The sequence below is a fragment of the Micromonospora sp. CPCC 205558 genome, assembly GCF_036902955.1.
GTDB lineage: Bacteria > Actinomycetota > Actinomycetes > Mycobacteriales > Micromonosporaceae > Micromonospora.
In genome coordinates, this window is record NZ_JBAKHR010000014.1 from 50,565 (window position 1) to 69,263 (window position 18,699).

17 protein-coding genes and 3 pseudogenes are annotated in these 18,699 nt (G+C 72.1%); 7 read left to right on the forward strand and 13 right to left on the reverse strand.

Going from position 1 to position 18,699, the window contains the following annotated elements; translation table 11 throughout:
- Window positions 1–3: 3 nt before the first annotated feature.
- The 10 genes and pseudogenes from V6U86_RS17915 to V6U86_RS17955 form a co-directional block, all read right to left on the reverse strand.
- Entirely contained in the window at window positions 4–321 is a 318-nt protein-coding gene (locus V6U86_RS17915; protein WP_088948353.1) for an antibiotic biosynthesis monooxygenase family protein, read from the reverse strand.
- Entirely contained in the window at window positions 321–1,601 is a 1,281-nt protein-coding gene (locus V6U86_RS17920; protein WP_334504768.1) for a beta-ketoacyl synthase N-terminal-like domain-containing protein, read from the reverse strand. Before V6U86_RS17920 ends, V6U86_RS17915 begins: the two co-directional genes overlap by 1 nt.
- Window positions 1,598–2,872 carry a beta-ketoacyl-[acyl-carrier-protein] synthase family protein gene (locus V6U86_RS17925; protein WP_334504770.1) on the reverse strand — a complete coding sequence of 425 codons (1,275 nt, stop codon included), beginning with the start codon at window positions 2,870–2,872 and terminating at the stop codon, window positions 1,598–1,600. The genes V6U86_RS17920 and V6U86_RS17925 overlap by 4 nt, the downstream gene beginning before the upstream one ends.
- Window positions 2,869–3,264 (reverse strand): cupin domain-containing protein, encoded by a 396-nt coding sequence (locus V6U86_RS17930; protein WP_334504773.1) that lies wholly within the window; start codon window positions 3,262–3,264, stop codon window positions 2,869–2,871. Before V6U86_RS17930 ends, V6U86_RS17925 begins: the two co-directional genes overlap by 4 nt.
- Window positions 3,257–4,012, reverse strand: coding sequence for an SRPBCC family protein (locus V6U86_RS17935; protein WP_334504775.1), 756 nt, complete (start codon window positions 4,010–4,012; stop codon window positions 3,257–3,259). The genes V6U86_RS17930 and V6U86_RS17935 overlap by 8 nt, the downstream gene beginning before the upstream one ends.
- Window positions 4,009–5,439: an acetyl-CoA carboxylase biotin carboxylase subunit gene (locus V6U86_RS17940; RefSeq protein ID WP_334504778.1), complete on the reverse strand. Its 1,431-nt coding sequence runs from the start codon at window positions 5,437–5,439 to the stop codon at window positions 4,009–4,011. Before V6U86_RS17940 ends, V6U86_RS17935 begins: the two co-directional genes overlap by 4 nt.
- 19 nt (window positions 5,440–5,458) lie before the next feature.
- On the reverse strand, window positions 5,459–5,992 hold the full coding sequence (gene accB, locus V6U86_RS17945; protein WP_334504781.1) for an acetyl-CoA carboxylase biotin carboxyl carrier protein: 534 nt from the start codon (window positions 5,990–5,992) through the stop codon (window positions 5,459–5,461).
- A pseudogene (locus tag V6U86_RS33400) lies at window positions 5,989–6,900 on the reverse strand (acetyl-CoA carboxylase carboxyltransferase subunit alpha); the annotation flags it as partial. The pseudogene V6U86_RS33400 and the gene accB, both read right to left, overlap by 4 nt.
- Window positions 6,901–7,080: 180 nt before the next feature.
- Window positions 7,081–7,890, reverse strand: a pseudogene (gene accD / locus V6U86_RS33405) (acetyl-CoA carboxylase, carboxyltransferase subunit beta); the annotation flags it as partial.
- Complete coding sequence (locus tag V6U86_RS17955) at window positions 7,887–8,225, reverse strand: TcmI family type II polyketide cyclase (protein ID WP_334504786.1); 339 nt, start codon at window positions 8,223–8,225, stop codon at window positions 7,887–7,889. The pseudogene accD and the gene V6U86_RS17955, both read right to left, overlap by 4 nt.
- Before the next feature lie 421 nt (window positions 8,226–8,646).
- Between V6U86_RS17955 and V6U86_RS17960 the strand changes: the two genes are divergently transcribed.
- From V6U86_RS17960 to V6U86_RS17975, 4 genes and pseudogenes are all read left to right on the forward strand, one after another.
- Complete coding sequence (locus tag V6U86_RS17960; protein ID WP_334504788.1) at window positions 8,647–9,444, forward strand: AfsR/SARP family transcriptional regulator; 798 nt, start codon at window positions 8,647–8,649, stop codon at window positions 9,442–9,444.
- Between the two features lie 93 nt (window positions 9,445–9,537).
- Window positions 9,538–9,882, forward strand: a pseudogene (locus V6U86_RS17965) (TcmI family type II polyketide cyclase); the annotation flags it as partial.
- 106 nt (window positions 9,883–9,988) lie between these two features.
- Entirely contained in the window at window positions 9,989–11,338 is a 1,350-nt protein-coding gene (locus V6U86_RS17970) for an FAD-dependent oxidoreductase (protein WP_334504790.1), read from the forward strand.
- 316 nt (window positions 11,339–11,654) lie between these two features.
- Window positions 11,655–12,680, forward strand: a complete 1,026-nt coding sequence (locus V6U86_RS17975; protein WP_334504793.1) for a hypothetical protein — start codon at window positions 11,655–11,657, stop codon at window positions 12,678–12,680.
- Between the two features lie 88 nt (window positions 12,681–12,768).
- Here V6U86_RS17975 and V6U86_RS17980 read toward each other — a convergent pair whose 3' ends face one another.
- Window positions 12,769–13,485 (reverse strand): isocitrate lyase/PEP mutase family protein, encoded by a 717-nt coding sequence (locus V6U86_RS17980; protein ID WP_334504796.1) that lies wholly within the window; start codon window positions 13,483–13,485, stop codon window positions 12,769–12,771.
- A 79-nt stretch (window positions 13,486–13,564) separates the two neighbouring features.
- Window positions 13,565–13,867 (reverse strand): GNAT family N-acetyltransferase, encoded by a 303-nt coding sequence (locus V6U86_RS17985; protein ID WP_334504798.1) that lies wholly within the window; start codon window positions 13,865–13,867, stop codon window positions 13,565–13,567.
- Between the two features lie 129 nt (window positions 13,868–13,996).
- Here V6U86_RS17985 and V6U86_RS17990 point away from each other — a divergent pair, with 129 nt between their 5' ends.
- The 3 genes from V6U86_RS17990 to V6U86_RS18000 all read left to right on the forward strand — a co-directional run bounded on the left by V6U86_RS17990 (window position 13,997) and on the right by V6U86_RS18000 (window position 18,144).
- Window positions 13,997–14,695, forward strand: coding sequence for a DUF1223 domain-containing protein (locus V6U86_RS17990; RefSeq protein WP_334504800.1), 699 nt, complete (start codon window positions 13,997–13,999; stop codon window positions 14,693–14,695).
- Between the two features lie 40 nt (window positions 14,696–14,735).
- Window positions 14,736–15,110, forward strand: coding sequence for an MmcQ/YjbR family DNA-binding protein (locus V6U86_RS17995; RefSeq protein ID WP_334504802.1), 375 nt, complete (start codon window positions 14,736–14,738; stop codon window positions 15,108–15,110).
- Between the two features lie 157 nt (window positions 15,111–15,267).
- A complete protein-coding gene (locus tag V6U86_RS18000) occupies window positions 15,268–18,144 on the forward strand; it encodes a glycosyl hydrolase (RefSeq protein WP_334504804.1) in 2,877 nt (958 codons plus the stop codon).
- An 89-nt stretch (window positions 18,145–18,233) separates the two neighbouring features.
- Here V6U86_RS18000 and V6U86_RS18005 read toward each other — a convergent pair.
- Window positions 18,234–18,699, reverse strand: a 466-nt coding sequence (locus V6U86_RS18005) for a cellulose binding domain-containing protein (RefSeq protein WP_334504807.1), incomplete at its 5' end; no start/stop codon positions are given.

Sequence of the window (18,699 nt, forward strand, 5' to 3'; positions counted from 1 at the left end):
CGGTCAGGCCAGGGCTGGGGTTTGGGCGTGGATGTGGAAGCGCAGCGAGCGGGCGTCGGTGAAGCACTCCCGCATCGGGCGGACGAGGTCCCGGTGCTCGGGGCTGCGTTCCCAGCTCTCGAAGTCGGCCAGGCTCGCCCACTCGCTGGTGATCAACCACTGCTCCGGGTCGGTCGACGAACGGCACACCTGGTCGACCAGGTGCCCCGGCACGCCGCCGGCAACCAGGTGCCGCACCTGCTCGTACGCGGCGAGGAACTGCTCGGTGCGCGGCACCGGCACCCGTACCAGAAAGACCACCCGGGCTCGTTGCTCGCTCATCACGCCTCTCCTCTCATCGGCGCGGCCCCACGCAGGACCAGCGCGCTGTTGAACCCGTCGAAGCCCCGCGCGCACACCAGTGCGAGCCGGCTGCTCGGTCGACGGTGCTCCCGCAGGAAGTCCAGTTCACAGCCCTCGGCTACCTCGTCCGGCCCAGCTGACGCGGGCAGGATGTCGTGGGCGAAGGCGAGCAGCGCGGTGGCCACGTCCAACGCCGAGCCGCCCTGGTACGCCCGACCGGTCAGCGGTTTCTGCGTGGTCACCGGAGGCGCCCGGTCGGCGAACACGGCCCGCAGGGCCTCGGCCTCGCTGCGGTCGTAGCGGGGCACACCGAGCGCGTCGGGCAGCACCACGTCGATTCCGGCCGCCGCTACGCCCGCCCGGTCCAGGGCCAGGCGCATCGCCCGCGCGTACTGGGCCGGATCACCGGCGCTGTCCGCTGTGGTGTGCGCGGCGTCGTGGGTGGAGCCCCACCCGCTCACCTCGCCGTAGATCCGTGCGCTCCGGGCCAGGGCGTGCCCCAGCTCCTCCACCACGAACACCGCTCCCCCCTCGGCCGGCAGGTAGCCGCTGGCCGTGGCGTCGAACGGCAGGTACGCCCGCTCCGGGTCGGCGACGTCGCTGAGCAGCCCCGAGCGCAGCTGACAGGCCAGCGCGTACGGGCTCAACGGGCACTCGGTGGCCCCGGCGATCACCACCGGGGTGCCGCGGCGTACCGCACGGGCGGCGTGCGCCAGGCTGTCCAGCCCACCGGCCGATTCGGCGACCAGCACCCCGCTCGGTCCCTTGAACTGGTGGTGGATGGAGAGCTGCCCGACGCTGGCCGCGTAGAACCAGGCGATCGACTGGTACGCCCCGACCGTGCGCGACGAGCCGCCCCACAGGCGTTGCAGCTCCCGCTGACCGAACAGGTTGCCCCCGGACGAGCTGGCCAGGGTCACCGCGTAGCCATATGGGTCGGGGGCCCGGTCGGGCAGGCCCGCGTCGGCCAACGCCAGCCGGGTGGCGGCGAAGCCGAGGTGCGTCCACCTGTCGGTCTGCACCAGTTGCCGGCTGTCGGCGTAGGAGTCGGCGGTGAAACCGGGCACCTCCCCGCCGAAGCGGGTCGGATAACCGGACGGGTCGAACAACGTGATCGGCCCGGTCCGGCGGGTGCCGGCGAGGACCGTGCGCCAGTGCGCGTCCGCGCCGACGCCGCTCGGTGCGACCACCCCGATGCCGGTCACCACGGCGCGAGCGACCTCGGCGCTCCCGCCGCCACGCTGCCGAACGGCGCTCACGCCGCCACCGCGCCGAGCATCCGACGAAACACCATCGCCGACTGGAAACCGCCGAACCCGCTGCCCACCGAGAGTGCGACGTCCACCGGGACCTCCCGCGCCTCATTGGGTACGTAGTCCAGGTCGCACTCCGGGTCCCGGGTGCTCCAGTTCGCCGTCGGTGGCACCACACCGAACTCGATGGCGAGTGCGCACGCGGCCATCTCGATCGACCCGATCGCGCCGAGCGAATGCCCGACCATCGACTTGATCGAGCTGATCGGCACCCGGTACGCGGCCTGGCCCAACGCCCGCTTGAACGCGGCCGTCTCGTGCCTGTCGTTCTGCCGGGTGCCGGAGCCGTGGGCGCTGATGTAGGAGACCTGCTCGGGAAGGATCCGCCCCTGCCGGAGCGCGTCGGTGACGGCGAGGCCCATCTCCAACCCGTCCGGGCGGAGCCCGGTCATGTGGAAGCCGTTGCTGCGGCTGGCGTAGCCGGCCACCTCGCAGTAGATGTGCGCCCCTCGTCGCCGGGCGTGCCCGGCCTCCTCCAGCACCAGCACCGCCCCACCCTCGGCCAGCACGAACCCGTGCCGGTCGGCGTCGAACGGGCGGGAGGCGTGGGCCGGGTCGTCGTTGTCCGGGCTGGTCGCCTTGATCGCGTCGAACGAGGCGACAGTGACCGGTGAGATCGGCGAGTCGGACGCGCCGGCCAGCATCACGTCCGCCTCACCATCCACGATCATCTGATGGGCGTACCCGATAGCGTCGATGCCGGAGGTGCAACCGGTGGACACCACCTGCGCCGGGCCGTGCCACCCGTGCCGACAGGCCACGTCCGCCGCGAGGCTGCTGGGCACCAACGCCTGATAGAGGTACGGGCCACCGCGCGCCCCGTCCACCAGCCAGCGCCGGCCGTGCTCGCTCACCGTGACGTACTCCTGCTCCAACGCCATGGTGCCGCCCACCGCCGTGCCGAGCACCACCCCGGCCCGGTCCCGTTCCGCGTCGGTGAGCACCAACTGGGCGTCGGCCACCGCCTCCGCGGAACAGGCCAGCGCGAACTGCACGTACCGGTCGGCCCGGAGTCGCTCGGCCTCGCTGAGCCCGGCCGCGACCGGGTCGAAGTCGCACTCCGCCGCGATCTGCGACCGGAACGCCGACGGGTCGAAGAAGCTGATCCGCCGGGTGGCGGTCCGCCCCTCGGTGATGGTCTTCCAGAAGCGGTCCCGGCTGGCACCGCCCGGGGCGACCACCCCAATCCCGGTCACCACCGTGCGGCGCCCGGTCATGATGCCTCCACCAGTTCGGTGTCGACGTGACCCAGCTCGGGCCGGGGGGCGAGCGGACCCAGGTGGAAGACCACCTCGGCCGGTTCGACGCCGGTGTTGCGCAGTCGGTGCCGCACGTTCACCGGAACGAACAGCCCCTCACCGGCGGCCAGCAGCGTCGGCTGGTCGTCCAGGTCCACGGTGATCGCGCCCCGCACCAGGTACAGGAACTCCTCGCTGTACGGGTGGTAGTGCTCGGCGATCCGCTCCCCCGGCGCGAGCGTGGCCACCCCGAGGAAGCCCGAGGTGCTGCCGACGGTGCGCGGGCCGAGGAGCACCCGCAGCTCACCGCCACGCCGGCGGTCGGCGGGTACGTCCCGGGCTGCGATCGGGCGGGTGCTGAGGTCACTCATCGTCGGCCTCCGTCGGCTCGTCGCTGGCGGTCGGGCTGCCCTGGTCGGCGCGCTGCCAGGCGATCCGCTCCACCCGGTCCTTGATCACCGCGAGTTGGATCACGCTGTTGGTGTTGATCCGTTCGGTCATCGCGGCGTTGTCGACCGGCGCGGTGGGCTTCATCGCGAAGTCCTGCGTCCAGGTCATCCGGGTGCCACCGGCCTCCCCGGTGTAGCGCCAGTGGATGCGCATGTACTCGAACGGCCCGGTCTCCACCCGGTGTGCCCGGACCTGCCTGCTCACCGGGTCGGCGGTGCGCTCGCTGACCCAGCTCCAGGACACCCCGTTCTCGTCGGGATACATGGTGAGCCGGAACCGCACCATGTGCCCCTCGCGGTGCAGGATCTCCACCACGGCGTACTCGGTGAACAGCTCGGTCCAGTTCGCCACATCGTTGGTGACCTCCCAGACCAGTCCCAGCGGCGCGTCGATGACCACGCTGTTCTCGGTGTGCCCGGGCGGGTCGGCGCGGCGGGCGACCAGGTCGGCCACCGCCGGGATGCTCAACTGCCCGGCCTGTTCGGGGATGCTCACCTGCCAGCGGTCGGCGACGACCGCGGACAGCTCCAGCAGGGCGAGCGAGTCCATGCCCAGTTCCTCCAGCGACGCGGCGGGCGCCCGGGCCGCGGCGTCGGCGTCCAGCCCGCAGTGCGCCACCAGGATGTCGGTGATCTCGGCGGTCATCGGGCGACCATGGGTGACGGTCATCGGGTCCTCCTGTGGGTTGCGTCGGGATCTGCGGCGGGCGCGGTGCGCGGTGCGGGGGTGGCCGTCGGCCGCCGCGCGGGCGCGGCGAGCAGACGGTCGACCAGGCCGGTGGTGTAGCGGCCCTTGCGGAATGCGGCGTCGTCGAGCACCCGCCGGACGAACGGGATGGTGGTGTGCACGCCCGGACCGGCGACGTCGAACTCGTCCAGGGCACGTTCCAGCCGGTTGAGGGCCAACTCCCGGTCGGGCGCCCAGACGATCACCTTGGCCAGCAGCGAGTCGTACCAGGGGCCGACCAGGTAACCGGCGCTGGCGTGGGTGTCCACCCGGGTGAACGGGCCGCCGGGCGGCGTGAACCGCTCCAACCGCCCCGGGGTGGGGGCGAAGTCGCGCCCGGGGTCCTCGGTGTTGACCCGGCACTCCACCGCGACGCCGTGCAGGCGGATCTCCTCCTGACGCCAGCGCAGTGGCACACCGGCGGCGATGTGCAGTTGCTCGTGCACCAGGTCGATCCCGGTGACCATCTCGGTGACCGGATGCTCCACCTGAATCCGGCAGTTGATCTCCAGGAAGTGGAACTTCTCCTCGGCGTCGACCAGGAACTCCAGCGTGCCGGCGCCGACGAAGCCGACCTGGAGCGCGCCCCGCAACGCTGTCTCGGCGATGGTGTCGAGGACGGCGGCGGGCAGCGCCGGGGCGGGTGCCTCCTCCACCAGCTTCTGGTGCCGGCGCTGCACCGAGCAGTCCCGGGTGCCCAGGTGCACCCCGTTGCCGTGGGCGTCGCAGAGCACCTGCACCTCGACGTGCCGTGCCTCGGTGAGGTAGCGCTCGACGTACACCCGGTCGTCGCCGAAGGCGGCCTGCGCGGCGGCCCTGGTGCGGGTGTACGCCCGGCGCAGCTCGCCCGGGGTGTGCACAACGGTCATCCCCCGGCCGCCGCCCCCGGCGGCGGCCTTCACGATCACCGGGTAGCCGACGGCATCGGCCACCTCGGCTGCCGCGGCGGCGGTCGGCACCGGCGCGACACTGCCTGGCGACAGGGGCAGGCCGGCGCGGCTCATCAGTGCCCGTGCCGAGGACTTGTCGGCCAGCGCGGCCATCACCGCGGGCGGTGGACCGATGAAGGTCAACCCGTTGTCGGCGCAGATCTCGGCGAAGTCGGCGTCCTCGGAGAGGAAGCCGTAACCGGGGTGTACGGCCTGCGCGCCCACCTGCCGGGCCGCCTCCATGATGGCGGCGGCGTTGAGGTAGCTGCGCCGGCTGGATGCGGGCCCGATCCGGACGGCCTGGTCGGCGAGGCGGACCGCCGCCGAGTCGGCGTCGGCGGCGGAGTAGACCACCGCCGTTCGCACGCCGAGCTCCTTGCAGGCGCGCAACACCCGCAGCGCGATCTCGCCCCGATTGGCGATCAGCACGGTCTCGAACATGGTCAACCACCCCGCGCCGTCATGCCGGATCCAGTTCGACGAGCGGCTGGTCGTACTCGACCGGCTGGCCGTCCTCGACGAGGACCGCGACCACCCGACCGGCCCGGTCCGCGGTCACCTCGTTCATCAGCTTCATCGCCTCGACGATGGCCACCGGCTGGCCCGGGCGGACCAGGTCGCCCACCGCGACGAACGGCCGCGCCCCGGGCTCCGGCGACCGGTAGAAGGTGCCGATGATCGGGGCCCGAACCGCTGCCCGCCCGGGCACCGGTGGCCGGATCACCGCAGGTGGGGCGTTGGGCGTCGACACGACCGCCGACGCCGCCTGGGCCGGCACCACCGCGGGTACCTCCGGTCGGGTGACCTCGTCGGGGTGCCACTCGACCTCCAGCACCGCCGGTCCGCTCCGCAGCCGGATCCGGCGTACCGGCCCGGCCAGCTCGGCGATCAGGTGCTGCGCCTGCCGGCGCAGCCCGGCCAGCGCCTCCTCGCCGTCCACCCCGACGTCGGCGGACGCCTCGACCGTCGACACCGCCGGGTCCCCGGCGGTCATCGCGGGCCCACCCGGGCGCCGGCGCGGTTCGCGCCGAACCGTCGGAAGCGTTGCCGGCGCAGGCGGACCAGCATGGCGGGTGGCACGTCCAGCAGCGGCAGGAGGTTGGCCAGCAGGGCGGCGCGCAACCGGTTGGCGGTCTCCGCCGGGTCGTCGTGCGCGGCGGTCGGCGGCTCCGACACGACCTCGTCGACCACCCCGAGCCGGCACAGGTCGGGCGCGGTCAGTCGCAACGCGCGGGCGGCCTGCGGCGCCGCGGACCGGTCCGGCCAGAGGATCGCCGCACACCCCTCGGGGCTGATCACCGAGTAGACGGCGTTCTCCAGCATCAGCACCCGGTCGGCCACCGCCAGTGCCAGCGCGCCGCCGCTGCCGCCCTCCCCGGTGATCACCGCGAGCACCGGCGTGGGCAGCACGGTGAGGGTGAGGATGTTCTCAGCGATCGCCGCGGCCTGACCCTGCTCCTCGGCGCTCACCCCGGGGTCGGCGCCGGGGGTGTCCACGAGGGTGACCACGGGCAGGCCGAGCCGGGCCGCGAGGCGCATCAGCCGCAGCGCCTTGCGGTGCCCGGCCGGGCTGGCCATGCCGAAATTGCGGGCGACCAACTCGGCGGTGGTGTGCCCCTTCTGGTGGCCGATGACCATCACGTGCCGCCCGGCCAGCCGCGCCACCCCACCCACGATGGCCGGGCAGTCCGCGCCGAGCCGATCGCCGTGCAGCTCCACGAACCCGTCGAAGACGGAGTCCAGGTAGTCCAGTGTGGTTGGTCGTCCGGGGTGCCGCGCCATCCGGACGGTGTCCCACGCGTCGCGTGCCGCAGGGGTGTCACCGGCGGCCGGGGTGGCGGCGTCTCCGTCGGCCGCTGAGCCCGCCGACGACGGCAGAGCCGCTGAGCCCGCCGACGGCGGCAAAGCTGCTGAGTCCGCCGACGGCGGCAGAGCTGCTGAGCCCGCCAACGACGGCAGAGCTGCTGAGCCCGCCAACGACGGCAGAGGCGCTGAGTCCGCCGACGGCGGCAGAGCTGCTTCGTCGTCGGCGAGGCGCTCGCGGCGCGACGCCGGATCCTGCCGGGGTACGGGAGCACGCGCCGGGGTACCGACGTGGCTCGCGGCGAGCAGCGCCACCAGCCGTCCGCGCAGCGACCGGCGCTGCACCACCATGTCGACCTGACCGTGGCGGAGCAGGAAGTCGGCGGTCTGGAAACCCTCCGGCAGTGCCCGCCCGGTGATCTGGCGGATCACCCGGGGGCCGGCGAAGCCCATCCGCGCGCCACTCTCGGCGAGCACCAGATCGGTGTTGGTGGCGAACGAGGCGGCCACCCCACCGTAGGTCGGGTCGGTGAGGACGCTCACGGTGAGCAGCCCCGCCTCGCGCAGCGCGGCGATGGCCTGGCTGACGGACGCCATCTGCATCAACGACAGCGCGCCCTCCTGCATCCGCGCCCCGCCGGAGGCGGTGACCAGGACGAGTGGGGTGCGGTCGTCCAGTGCCCGTTCGGCCGCCCGGGTGATCAGCTCGCCCACCGCGCAACCCAGGCTGCCGCCGAGGAAGCGGAAATCCATCACCGCCAGGACGGCCGGGTGCCCACCGATGGTGGCCGTGGCGCAGACGACGCCCTCGGCCAGGCCGGTGCTGGCCCGTGCACCGGTGAGCCGGTGCGGGTACGGCAGCACGTCGACGAAGTCGATCGGGTCCGCCTCCGGCAGTTGGTCGGGCAGTGGGCGCAGCGAACCCGGGTCGACCAGTTGGCGCAGGCGTTCCGGCGCGCCGAGTCGGGCATGTTTCCCACACTCGGGGCAGACGTCGAGGTTACGGCGCAGCCGTTTGCGGTAGAGCAGGCTGGCGCAGCCGGCGCAACGGGACCAGAGCTGCTCTTCGCGCGGCGCGGTGGCCGTCACGGCCGCCGCCTGGTGTCCGGACTGTCGAACCGGTAGAAGCACCGCGCCATGGCGTCGCGCGGCGATCGCCAGGTCGACAGGTACGGCGACACGTACGGACGCAGTCGGTCACTGACCCGGATGAACTCGGGGTGGTCTCGAGCGGCCTCCACCGCGCCCTCCGCCGGCTGCGCGGTTTCGAGCAGGTGCACATAGAGGTCGTGCAGGCGGTACAGCGAGCGGTGCTGGACACCGACCAGGCGCGGCAGCTCCGTGGCGTCCGACTCGGCGAAGATCTCGGCGACCCGCTCCTCGGCGGTCGGATCCACCTTCGCGATGATCAGCGATCGGTCCATACTGGGCTCCCCCCACAGCGTCCGACGGGCGACGGGTGGCCCCCGGACGCGCTGGACGACTCCCGACACGATGCGCCGATCCTCGTCACGGCGGCGTCACCGCGCCGAGCCGGCCAGCGACGCATGATGGTGACGCTGCGTTGACGCAACCTGTGCATCAGCTATGCGCCCGACGCACTCCGCCTGCCAACGTTTATGCAGTTCAGAACCGATCTCGGGTTGACTGTCGCGAATAGGAGGTCCGCGCGGCGTTGACTCAACGTGACCACCATTGATAATCTTCAGCGTGGTCAGCCCGGCTGCCTTGGCGGGCGGGGCCGCGCCCGGCCACGCCGCGATCGGCGGGGTCGACAGTGGCGTCGCGGGCAACCGATCCGGGACAGCAGACAGTCGGGACGAGCGTTCCGCAGGGGGTGCCGCCGTGGCCGCTGATCCGTCCGTGCCGACCGCCGGAGACCCGCCCGAGGAGGGCGTCTCACTCCACCTGCTCGGAGGCTTCCGACTCCTCCGCGAGGCGGTGCCGGTAGTGGTGCCGCGCGGGCTGCAACGGGTGATCGCGCTGATCGGGCTCCGCCCCGGCGCCACTCGCAGCCAGCTCGCCGGTCTGCTCTGGCCCGACGCGTCGGAGGAGCGGGCGCTGTCCTCCCTACGCACCGCCCTGTGGCGGCTTCGACAGGACCCGTGCTGCCCGATGACGGTGGCCAGCGACACCGTACGCCTCGACCCGGCGGTCCGACTCGACGTGGACGACCTGGTCGGCACCGCGGCCCGGGTCCGGGACGGCGACGACCCCCGCACCGCGGCCGGCGCGCTCGCCGCCGGGCGGCACGACCTGCTCCCCGGCTGGTACGACGACTGGGTGCTGCTGGACCGGGAGCGCCTGCGCCAACTCCGCCTGCACATGCTGGAACAGGTGGCCGGGCACCACCTGGCCGCGGGGCGGCATGGTGAGGCCCTCGAAGCCGCGCTGGAGGCGATGGCCGCCGAGCCGTTACGGGAGACACCCCACCGGCTGGTGGTCCGCATCCACCTGGCCGAGGGCAACGCCTTCGAAGCCGTACACGCCTTCTACGTCTACCGGGACCTGTTGCGCAGGGAACTGCGGCTGGAACCGAGCCCGGCCATGAGCGCGCTGCTCGACGACACGCTCGCCCCGATCCGCCAGGCCAGCCGCGACGCCCTCACCGACCGCCCGTCACCGGCCGGTCGGCGTACGTGACGGTGATGTGACAGGCGCTGCGGCACGGTGGGCGCACAGAGCACGTGGCACCGATCCCGGAGGGTCGGGCAGGCCACCGGCGGAAGGGGTCCCATGAGTCGTCTACTGATCGTCAGCCGGATCATCCCGGGAGCGGAGGGGCGGGTCGCGCAGATCTTCGCCGAGTCCGACGCCACCGAACTACCCGGCCTGACCGGCGTCACGCACCGATCCCTGTACTGCTTGCACGACCTGTGCGTACACCTGTTGGAAACCTCGGACGACGTCGATCCGGACGCGCTGGCGGCGGCCCGCAACCACCCGCTCTTCCAACAGGTCAACGAACGGCTCTCCGCGCACACGTCGCCGTACCTGCCGACCTGGCGCTCTCCCCGGGACGCGATCGCCGGCTGCTTCTACCGCTGGGACGCGACCACCGCGACCACCGCGCCCGCTGCGCGCGCAGCCAGCACCGACGCGCCCACCGCGCACCCGGCCAGCACTACAGCGCCCACCGCGCACCCGGCCAGCACCGAGGCACCCGCCGCGCACCCGGCCGGCTGACGTGTCCGCCGCGCCACCGCACGTCCTGATCATCGGCGCGGGCACGGGCGGGTTGTGCCTGGCGCACGGCCTGCGCCGCGCCGGGATCAGTGTCGCCGTCTACGAGCGACACCGCGACCGGGCCGAAGGGCTGCTCGGCTACCGGGTCGGCATCGGCCCCACCGGTAGCCGGGCGCTGCGGGAGTGTCTGCCCCCGGAGCTGTTCGCCACCTTCCTGGCCACCTGCGCCCGGCCGCCGCACCACTTCAACGTGGTCACCCAGAGGCTCCGCGAGACCGCGTCGTTCGCGCTGCGGCCGAGCGCCGACCCGGTGCGCACCGAACACTCGGTGGCCCGGATGGTGCTGCGCCAGGTGCTGCTGACCGGCCTGGAGGACGTGGTGCACTTCGACAAGACCTTCACCCGGTACGAGCAGCGCGACGACGGCACTGTCACCGCGCACTTCGCCGACGGCACCACCGCCACCGGCGATCTGCTGGTGGCGGCCGACGGCACCCATTCCGCCGTACGCCGCCAGTACCTGCCGCACGCCGTCATCCGCGACGCCGGGACGATCAACATCGCCACCCGGGTCCCGTTGACCCCGCACACCCGCGGTCTCATTCCGGAGCGGGTCCAGCAGGGCATCTCGCTGATCTTCGGCGTCGGCGGGATGATGGGCGTGCTGCACGTCATGGAGTTCAAGTGGGACGCCGAACGGGCGATCAAGCCCGGCGTCAGCGAGGCCGACGCCGCCCTGCTTCGAGATTGGCCCGGCCTGGCCCACGACACCACCACGGACAACATCAATCTGATCATTTGGAGTGCGGCCAATCGGTTCCCGTCCGACATCATGCAACGCCGCGGCGAGGACCTGCTGCACGTTGCCCTGGACCTCACCTCGAACTGGCACCCGCACCTGCGGGAACTGCTGACCCGCGCGGACCCGGCCAGTGCCCTACCGATCAAGGTGTCCACGTCCGAGCCGGTGCCGCCCTGGAAAAGCAGCACCGTCACCATGCTCGGCGACGCCATCCACACCATGACCCCTGGTCGCGGCGTGGGCGCGAACACCGCGCTGCGCGACGCCCGCCTGCTCTGCGAGCAGCTCAGCCGCGCCACCGCCGGCGACAAGACCCTGCTCCAGGCGGTCGCCGACTACGAGGCGGTGATGGCGCCGTACGGCTTCGCGCGGGTCGCCGAATCGTTGAATCGCAGCGGCACCAACGGCGACGACCGGATGTACCGGCCGGTGGTGGGTCGGCTCGCGCTGCTCGGCGCGCGCGGCTACTTCGGAGTGACCAGCCGGGTGCCACGGCTGCGTCGCCGGTTCGTCGACGACTTCCACACCTACGAGGGCGACCGGGACTGAACCAACGCATCGGGCCCGACCCGGGCTCGGCGTCCCTCGCCGAGCCCGGGTCGCATCATGTCCGGCGCTCTCCGCCCGCCCCGGTCTGGACCCGACCCGGTCTCGTCGGGTCCGGCGCCTGCACGGATCGCGGTCTCGTCGGGCCCGCTTTGGGGTGGTTGGGCGACGCTGTGTGACCTGGCAGGCACCGGCTGAGGCGACTGTTCCCACCAGTAACGCTGTCGGCCGGTCCTCTCTGTTGTCGGAAATACGCGTGTGCGAAGCTGCGGCGAGTTTTTCTCGTGACTTTTCCAACGAGGTGAGAGGGAGGTTCGCCGTGGCGTGGTCTTTCGGACACTCGCTGATAGTGGTACTGGCACTGTTGCTGGGCCTGGCCGCCGGGTGGCTGCTGCGCAGCCGGCGGGGCGTACAGGGCAATTCGATAGTGGATGGTGACCCCGTCGCCGGGCTGGCCGTGATCACCACGCCTGCGCCGGCCGCCACCACCGACGAGGCCCGTCCTGCGGCCGCCGTCGACCCGGCACCCACCGCGGTCGCCGACGAGCCGGCACCGGTCGACACGGTCAGCGCGCCAGCCGCGATTACCGAATCGGACGATCCCACCCCGGTGCCCGTGCCGGCGGACGCGCCGAACTCGGTCGACCCGGCGGACATGGCGCTGACCGAGGACCCGCCGGCCGTACCGGCCACCAAGCCGTCCGACGCCGCTGAGCTGGCGCCGGCCGTGGAGTCGGCGCCGGCCGTGGAGTCGGCCTCCGAGCCGGTCACGGTCGACGAGCAGCCCGCCCCGGCGGCCGTGGTCGCTCCCCGCGAACCTGCGGACGACCTGCCGCCCGCCGACCCGGCGCCGCTCGCCACCACGCCCGCCGACGATGCGCCCGTCGACAGCACGCCCGTCGACAGCACGCCCGTCGACGATGCGCCGGTCAACGATGCGCCCGTCAACGATGCGCCGGTCTCCGTCGGCCGGGCCGACGACGCCGAGGAGATCGAACGGTCGGCGGTGGCCACGCCTCCGGTCCGACCGACCACCACCGCGACCTCTCCGGTCCTTTCGGCCGGCGACGCGGCGATCAGCGTCGACGCCGACCCGACGGGCCCGGCCGACGACTTCCGCCGGATTCAGGGCATCGGGCCGAAGATGGCCGCCGCGTTGCAGGACGCTGGCGTGCGCACGTACGGCCAACTCGGCGAACTGGACGAGCCGGCGCTGCGTGACCTGATCCGGACTGCCGGCCTGCGCGCCGCACCCGGGCTGGCCAGCTGGCCGCAGCAGGCCCGTGTACTCGCCGGCGCCAGCGACGAGATGGCCGCGGTTCTGTCCAACGGCAACCAGGCCTGACCGCCTGCCTTCGAGCCCCCGGCAGCCGTCCATCGCGACGGCGCCGGGGGCTCGGTCGTAGCCCGTCGGCGGGCGGGTGACCTCCCGTTCAGGCGCGCAGTTCGGCCGCGAGCTCGCCGATCGCCGTCATGGCGTACCGCTGCATTCCCGGGCCGAAGGTGATCCGAGTCGCGCCGTTGCGGCCCAGCTCGGCCACGGAGTCCCGGTCCGGGTCGGCGGCCATGTTGATCGGTCCGGAGATGCCCTCCCGCAGCTGCGGAAGCACGTGCAGCGGCGCCAGGATCGGGTAGACGCAGTCGGCGCCGGCCGCCACGTAGAGACGGGCGCGTTGCACCGCGTCGGCCGGGTCACCCGTCCCGAACAAGAACGTGTCGACGCGTGCGTTGATGAAGAGAGCCTCTCCCGCCTCCGCGCGCACCTCGGCCAGCCAGTCCGCCTGCCGCCGCGGGTCCTTCAGTGCGGCGGGCCCGTCCGAGTCCTCCAGGTTGCAGCCGACGGCGCCGGCCTCCAACAGCCGCCCGACCAACTCGCGAGGGGCGAGGCCATAACCGCCTTCGACGTCAGCGGACACGGGAACGGACACCGCTCGGACGATGCGCGCGACCGCCGCGAACATCTCGTCCGGCGGGGTCGCGCCGTCCTCGTAGCCGAGCGAGGCGGCGACACCGGCGCTCGGGATCGCGAGCGCCGGGTAGCCGGCGTCGGCCAGCACCCGGGCGCTGCCCGCGTCCCAGGGTCCCGGCAGGACGAGCGGGTCGCCGACCGCACGGTCGTGGTGCAGGGCACGGAACGTGGAAACTGTCATCGTTGGTGTCTCCCGACAGGGCTGCGGAGGGCGGGCTCAGGCGGTGCGTCGGCCGCCGGAGTCACGCACGCGCCCGCGCTTATTTGATCTTGCGAGTGGTCCGGACCACGATGCCCTCGTACTCCGGGTGCTTGACCAGCCAGTCGGCGAGGAACGGGCAGATCGGCACGACGGTCCGGCGCTTGCTGCGCGCGTCGTCCATCACGGCCCGCGCCAGCGTCGACCCGACACCCCTACCCTCGTACGCCGGATCGACCTCGGTGTGGGTATAGGCGATGATCGAGCCGGTCAGCTGGTAGGTGACGAACCCGGCGACCGCGCCCGCCTCGTCACGCGCCTCGAAACGCTCCCGCGTCGGCGCGTCTGTCACGGTGAACTGCACCCGACCATCCAACCACCCAGCCGGCGGCGCCCACAGCGAGGCGGCAGGGGAGGTGACCCAACGCGCATTGTTGCGGCCGAAACGGGAACACCACGCCGCCGGGCACATCGTGGGAGGAGACACGCCACCATGACGAATGCATCGACGGACGGCGGCTTCGCCGTCGTCGAGATGTTCACGTCCCAGGGCTGCAACAGTTGCCCACCCGCTGAGGAGTTGCTGAGCGAGATCGAACGCGACGCCCGCGCTCACGGACAGAACGTCTTCGCCCTCGGGTTCCACGTCGACTACTGGGACGACCTGGGGTGGCCCGACCAGTTCGCGAACCCGGCGTACACCGCGCGCCAGGAGGCGTACGCCCGCGCGTTCGGCACCAGAGGTCTGTACACCCCGCAGATGGTCGTCAACGGCACCGACGAGTTCGTCGGTTCCGATCGCCGCCGGGCGGCCAGCACGATCATGTCCGCCACGGCCTCGACAGCGACCGCCACCCCACTGGCGCTCTCCATCGCCGATCTCGGCGGAGACCGGGTGGTGGTGGACTACCGGACCGAACGGCCGCCGGGGCGCGCGGTGTTGAACGTGGCGGTCGTGGAACGGGGCCTGGTCAGCGAGATCGCCCGGGGCGAGAACGCCGGACGGACGCTGCGGCAGGACAACGTCGTACGCGCCTTCGGGACGGTGGGCCTGGACGCCGAGCAGGGGCAGGTGGAGCTGGCGACACCGTCTGGTTTCGATCCGCGCAACGCCAGCGTGGTCGGCTATGTCCAGGAGAACGGCGAACGGGCGATTGTCGGCGCCACGGCCGTCGAGCTGCCCACCGAGTAGTCTCTGCGCATGCGGATGGTGGTCGGCGCGAGGGGGTTCGATGGCTGACGCCGACGACGTGCGCCGGGTGGCGCTGGCCCTGCCGCACACCGTGGAGATCGCCAGTGACGGTTTCGACTTCCGGGTGGCCGACAAGGGCTTCGTCTGGTCCTATCCGGAGCGGATAGCGGGCAAGCCGCGGGTGATCCGGCTCGACGTCGCGGTGCTGTATGTCGGCGACGAGGCCGAGAAGCAGGCTCTCCTGCTCGGGGAGCCCGAGGTCTTCTTCACCACGCCCGGCTACGACGGCCTGCCCCTGGTGATGCTGCGCCTGGCGGCCGTCGACCTCGACCGGCTGACCGAGCTGGTGACCGACGCGTGGCGGATGCGCGTGCCGGACTCGTTGCTGAGCGACAGTGCGGGCGCCGGCAAATAGCGACATCAGCACGCAACGGGTTTGACACATTGACGTGAATCTCGGTGCTCCACTACCGTGGCCGAGAGAGCGCTCTCTCACCTGACCTTCCCCCCAATTCAGACGCAACGCGCCGGACCCGGCAAGATCCGCAACCGGCGCGCGCGATGGAGGCACGATGAAACCTCCCGTCCCCCACCGCCGATGGGCCCTGGCCGCCGCCACCGCGCTGGCCCTGGCCGTCGGCGGCCTCGCCATCGGAGTCACCGACGCGGCCGAGGCCGCACCCGTCGGCGCCGGCAGCTACACGACCACCCCGGTCGGCCCGCTCCCCAGCGGCTGCGGCGCGATGTCCAGCAACCCCCGCCAGTTCGCCACCGCCAACGCGCCGACCGGGCCGATACCCACCAACGACTGGTGGTCCTCGCTGCTGTGGAAGCGCACCGACTGTTCGTTCAGCGAGCCGCTGCACGCCCACCCGATCTCGTACGACACCTTCGGCGACGGGCTCGGGTTCTCCGCCAACTCCACGCCGTCCATCAGCGGCACCGCCACCGGCGTCGGCGAGTTCCACTACCCGTACGTGCAGGACATCCGGGTAGGTGTCGCCGGGCTCGCCGCACCCCTGGTCAAGGTCGACGGCTGGACGGACTGGACGGTCAGCCCACACTGGAGCGACGGCACACGCACCATGCGCGCGACCATCGGCCACGGTCTGCCGTTCGCGTACTTCCAGACCACCGGCGGCAACGCGCAGATCAGCACCCCGGGCTCCCCCGACGTCTGGTCCAACAGCGGCGCCACCATCGGCTTCCGGGTCAACGGCCACGACTACGTCGGGTACGCCCCGAGCGGCGCGAGCTGGACCGTGGCGTCCGGCCGGATCACGTCCACCCTGGCCGGTCGGGGCTACTTCTCCGTCGCCCTCCTGCCGCCGACGTCGAGCGCGACCGAGCGGGCCAGCCTGGCCGCGACCTACGGCCAGTACGCGCACGCCCACGTCACCGGCACCCAGGTGTCGTACGCCTACAACCCCGCTACCAGCGGCCTGACCACCACGTACGCGTTCACCACGACCGCCCGGGAGGGGTCCGTCACGCAGACCGTGGTCAGCCTCTACCCGCACCAGTGGAAGTCGCTGAGCGGCTCCACCGCGATCACGCCGACCTACCCGTCGGCGCGCGGCCGGATGAAGGTGCTCACCGGCGTCAACCAGTTCCGCACCGCCATGAAGTTCCAGGGCATCCTGCCGGAGTTGCCGGCCGTCGGTGACGGCAGCGGTGCCGACCTGGCGACACTCACCAGCCAGCTGGCCGCCGTCCGCGCCAACCCGATGGACCAACGCGGCAACGACACCTACTGGACCGGTAAGGGGCTCGGCCGAGCCGCGCGGATCGCCGAGATCGCCGACCAGGTCAACGACGTCACGACGCGCGACAGCGCGCTGAACGCGATCCGCAGCACGCTCACCGACTGGTTCACCGCTTCCAGCGGCAAGACCAGCCGGGTCTTCTACTACGACAACAACTGGGGCACCATGATCGGCTACCCGGCGTCGTACGGGTCCGACCAGGAGCTCAACGACCACCACTTCCACTACGGCTACTACATCGCCGCCGCCGCGACCCTGGCGAAGTTCGACCCGACGTGGGCGGCGACCAGCCGCTACGGCGGCATGGTCGACCTGCTGATCCGGGACGCCAACAACTACCGCCGCGGCGACACCCAATTTCCGTACCTGCGTGACTTCGACATCTACGCCGGTCACGACTGGGCGTCCGGGCACGGCTCCTTCGGCTCGGGCAACAACCAGGAGTCCTCGTCGGAGGGGATGAACTTCGCCAGCGCCCTGATCCAGTGGGGGCAGACGACAGGCGACACCGCCGTCCGCGACGCGGGCGTCTTCCTCTACACCACGCAGGCCGCGGCCATCCAGGAGTACTGGTTCGACGTCAGCGACCAGAACTTCCCCAGCGCGTTCGGTCACTCGACCGTAGGCATGGTCTGGGGCGACGGCGGCGCGTACGCCACCTGGTTCAGCGCCGAGCCGGAGATGATCCAGGGCATCAACCTGCTCCCGGTCACCGGAGGCCACCTCTACCTGGGCAACAACCCGGCGTACGTGCGGACGAACTACGCCGAACTGGTCCGCAACAACGGCGGACAACCGACGGTGTGGCAGGACATCCTCTGGCAGTTCCAGGCCCTCGGGGACGCCGACGCGGCGCTGGCGAACCTGCGCGCGAACCCCGGCTACACCCCGGAGGAGGGCGAGAGCCGAGCACACACGTTCCACTGGATTCGCAACCTCGCCGCCCTCGGCACCGTCGACACGACGGTGACCGGCAACCATCCACTCTCCGCGGTCTTCTCCCGCAACGGGGCCCGCACCTACGTGGCGTCGAACCCGACGGCGACACCGATCACCGTGACGTTCTCCAACGGCACGGCCCTCACCGTGGGAGCCGGTAAGACGGCCACCACCGGGGCGTACACCTGGAGTGGCGGCAACGCGGCCGGCGGCGTCCCGCCGACTACGACGCCGCCGCCGACCGATCCCCCGCCGACGACCACCCCGCCGCCGTCCACCGGCGGGCCGACCCGCTACCTGCTGCCCGGGGGTGGGTTGGGCGCCGCCGGTAGCGCGGCCACGACGACGGTCGCGGCGGCGAACGGCAACCACGACGGTACGCCCACCAACGCCCAGGTCTTCGCGGCGACCGGCCTCAACCTCGCCTACTCCGGTGGGCAGACCACGTTCGACCTGTTCGTGGACGCCGGAACGGCGGTCGGCAACGGCGTGCAGGTGCGGATCTCCTACGACCTCACGGGCAACGGCAGTTGGGAGCGGGTGGAGACGCTGCGCTACTTCGCCACCGACCCGGTCCCCGGCTACGAGCACTACACCCAGAACGCCGGCCTGGCCTCGGCCACCGGCACGTTGGGCGCGCTGAGCAACGGCACGGTCCGGGTGGAGGTGTGGTCGGCGATCGGCAACAACCCGAGCACGGTGGGCATCGGTAACCAGTCGGTGCTGCGGCTTCCGTACTCCTGATCGATCTGTTCGTCGCGACACGTCGGCCGGTGTGCAGGACCAGGATCGGTCCCACACACCGGCCGGCGTGTGCGCTCAGTCGGTCGTTGTCAGGAGGCGGTGCAGGTCGGCGTCATGCCAGCCCCGTTACCGGTGCCCTGGAAGCCGAACTCGGCGACCTGGCCGCCGCCGAGCCGGCCGTTGTAGTCCACGTTGGCGAACCGCACCGTGCCGGTGGACCCGCTGGCCGTCGCACTCCAGGTGTTGGTGACAGCGGCGCCGCTCGCGAGGGTGAGGGTGACGGTCCACCCGCTCGTGCCGGCGGAACCGGCGGTCACCTTCACGTTGGCCACGAACCCGCCGGTCCACGAGTTCAGGGACACCGACGCCGAGCAACCACCCGTGGTGGGCGGCGGGGTGGTGGGCGGCGGGTCGGTGGGCGGAGGGGACGTCGGCGGCGGGGTGGTCGGGATACCCGTGCCGGCGTTGAGGGCGTTCAGGACGTTCGTGTACGCCGCCTTCTTGTTGCCGTTGCAGTCGAAGAGCAGGGCGTTGTCGGAGCCACGCCACGAGTCG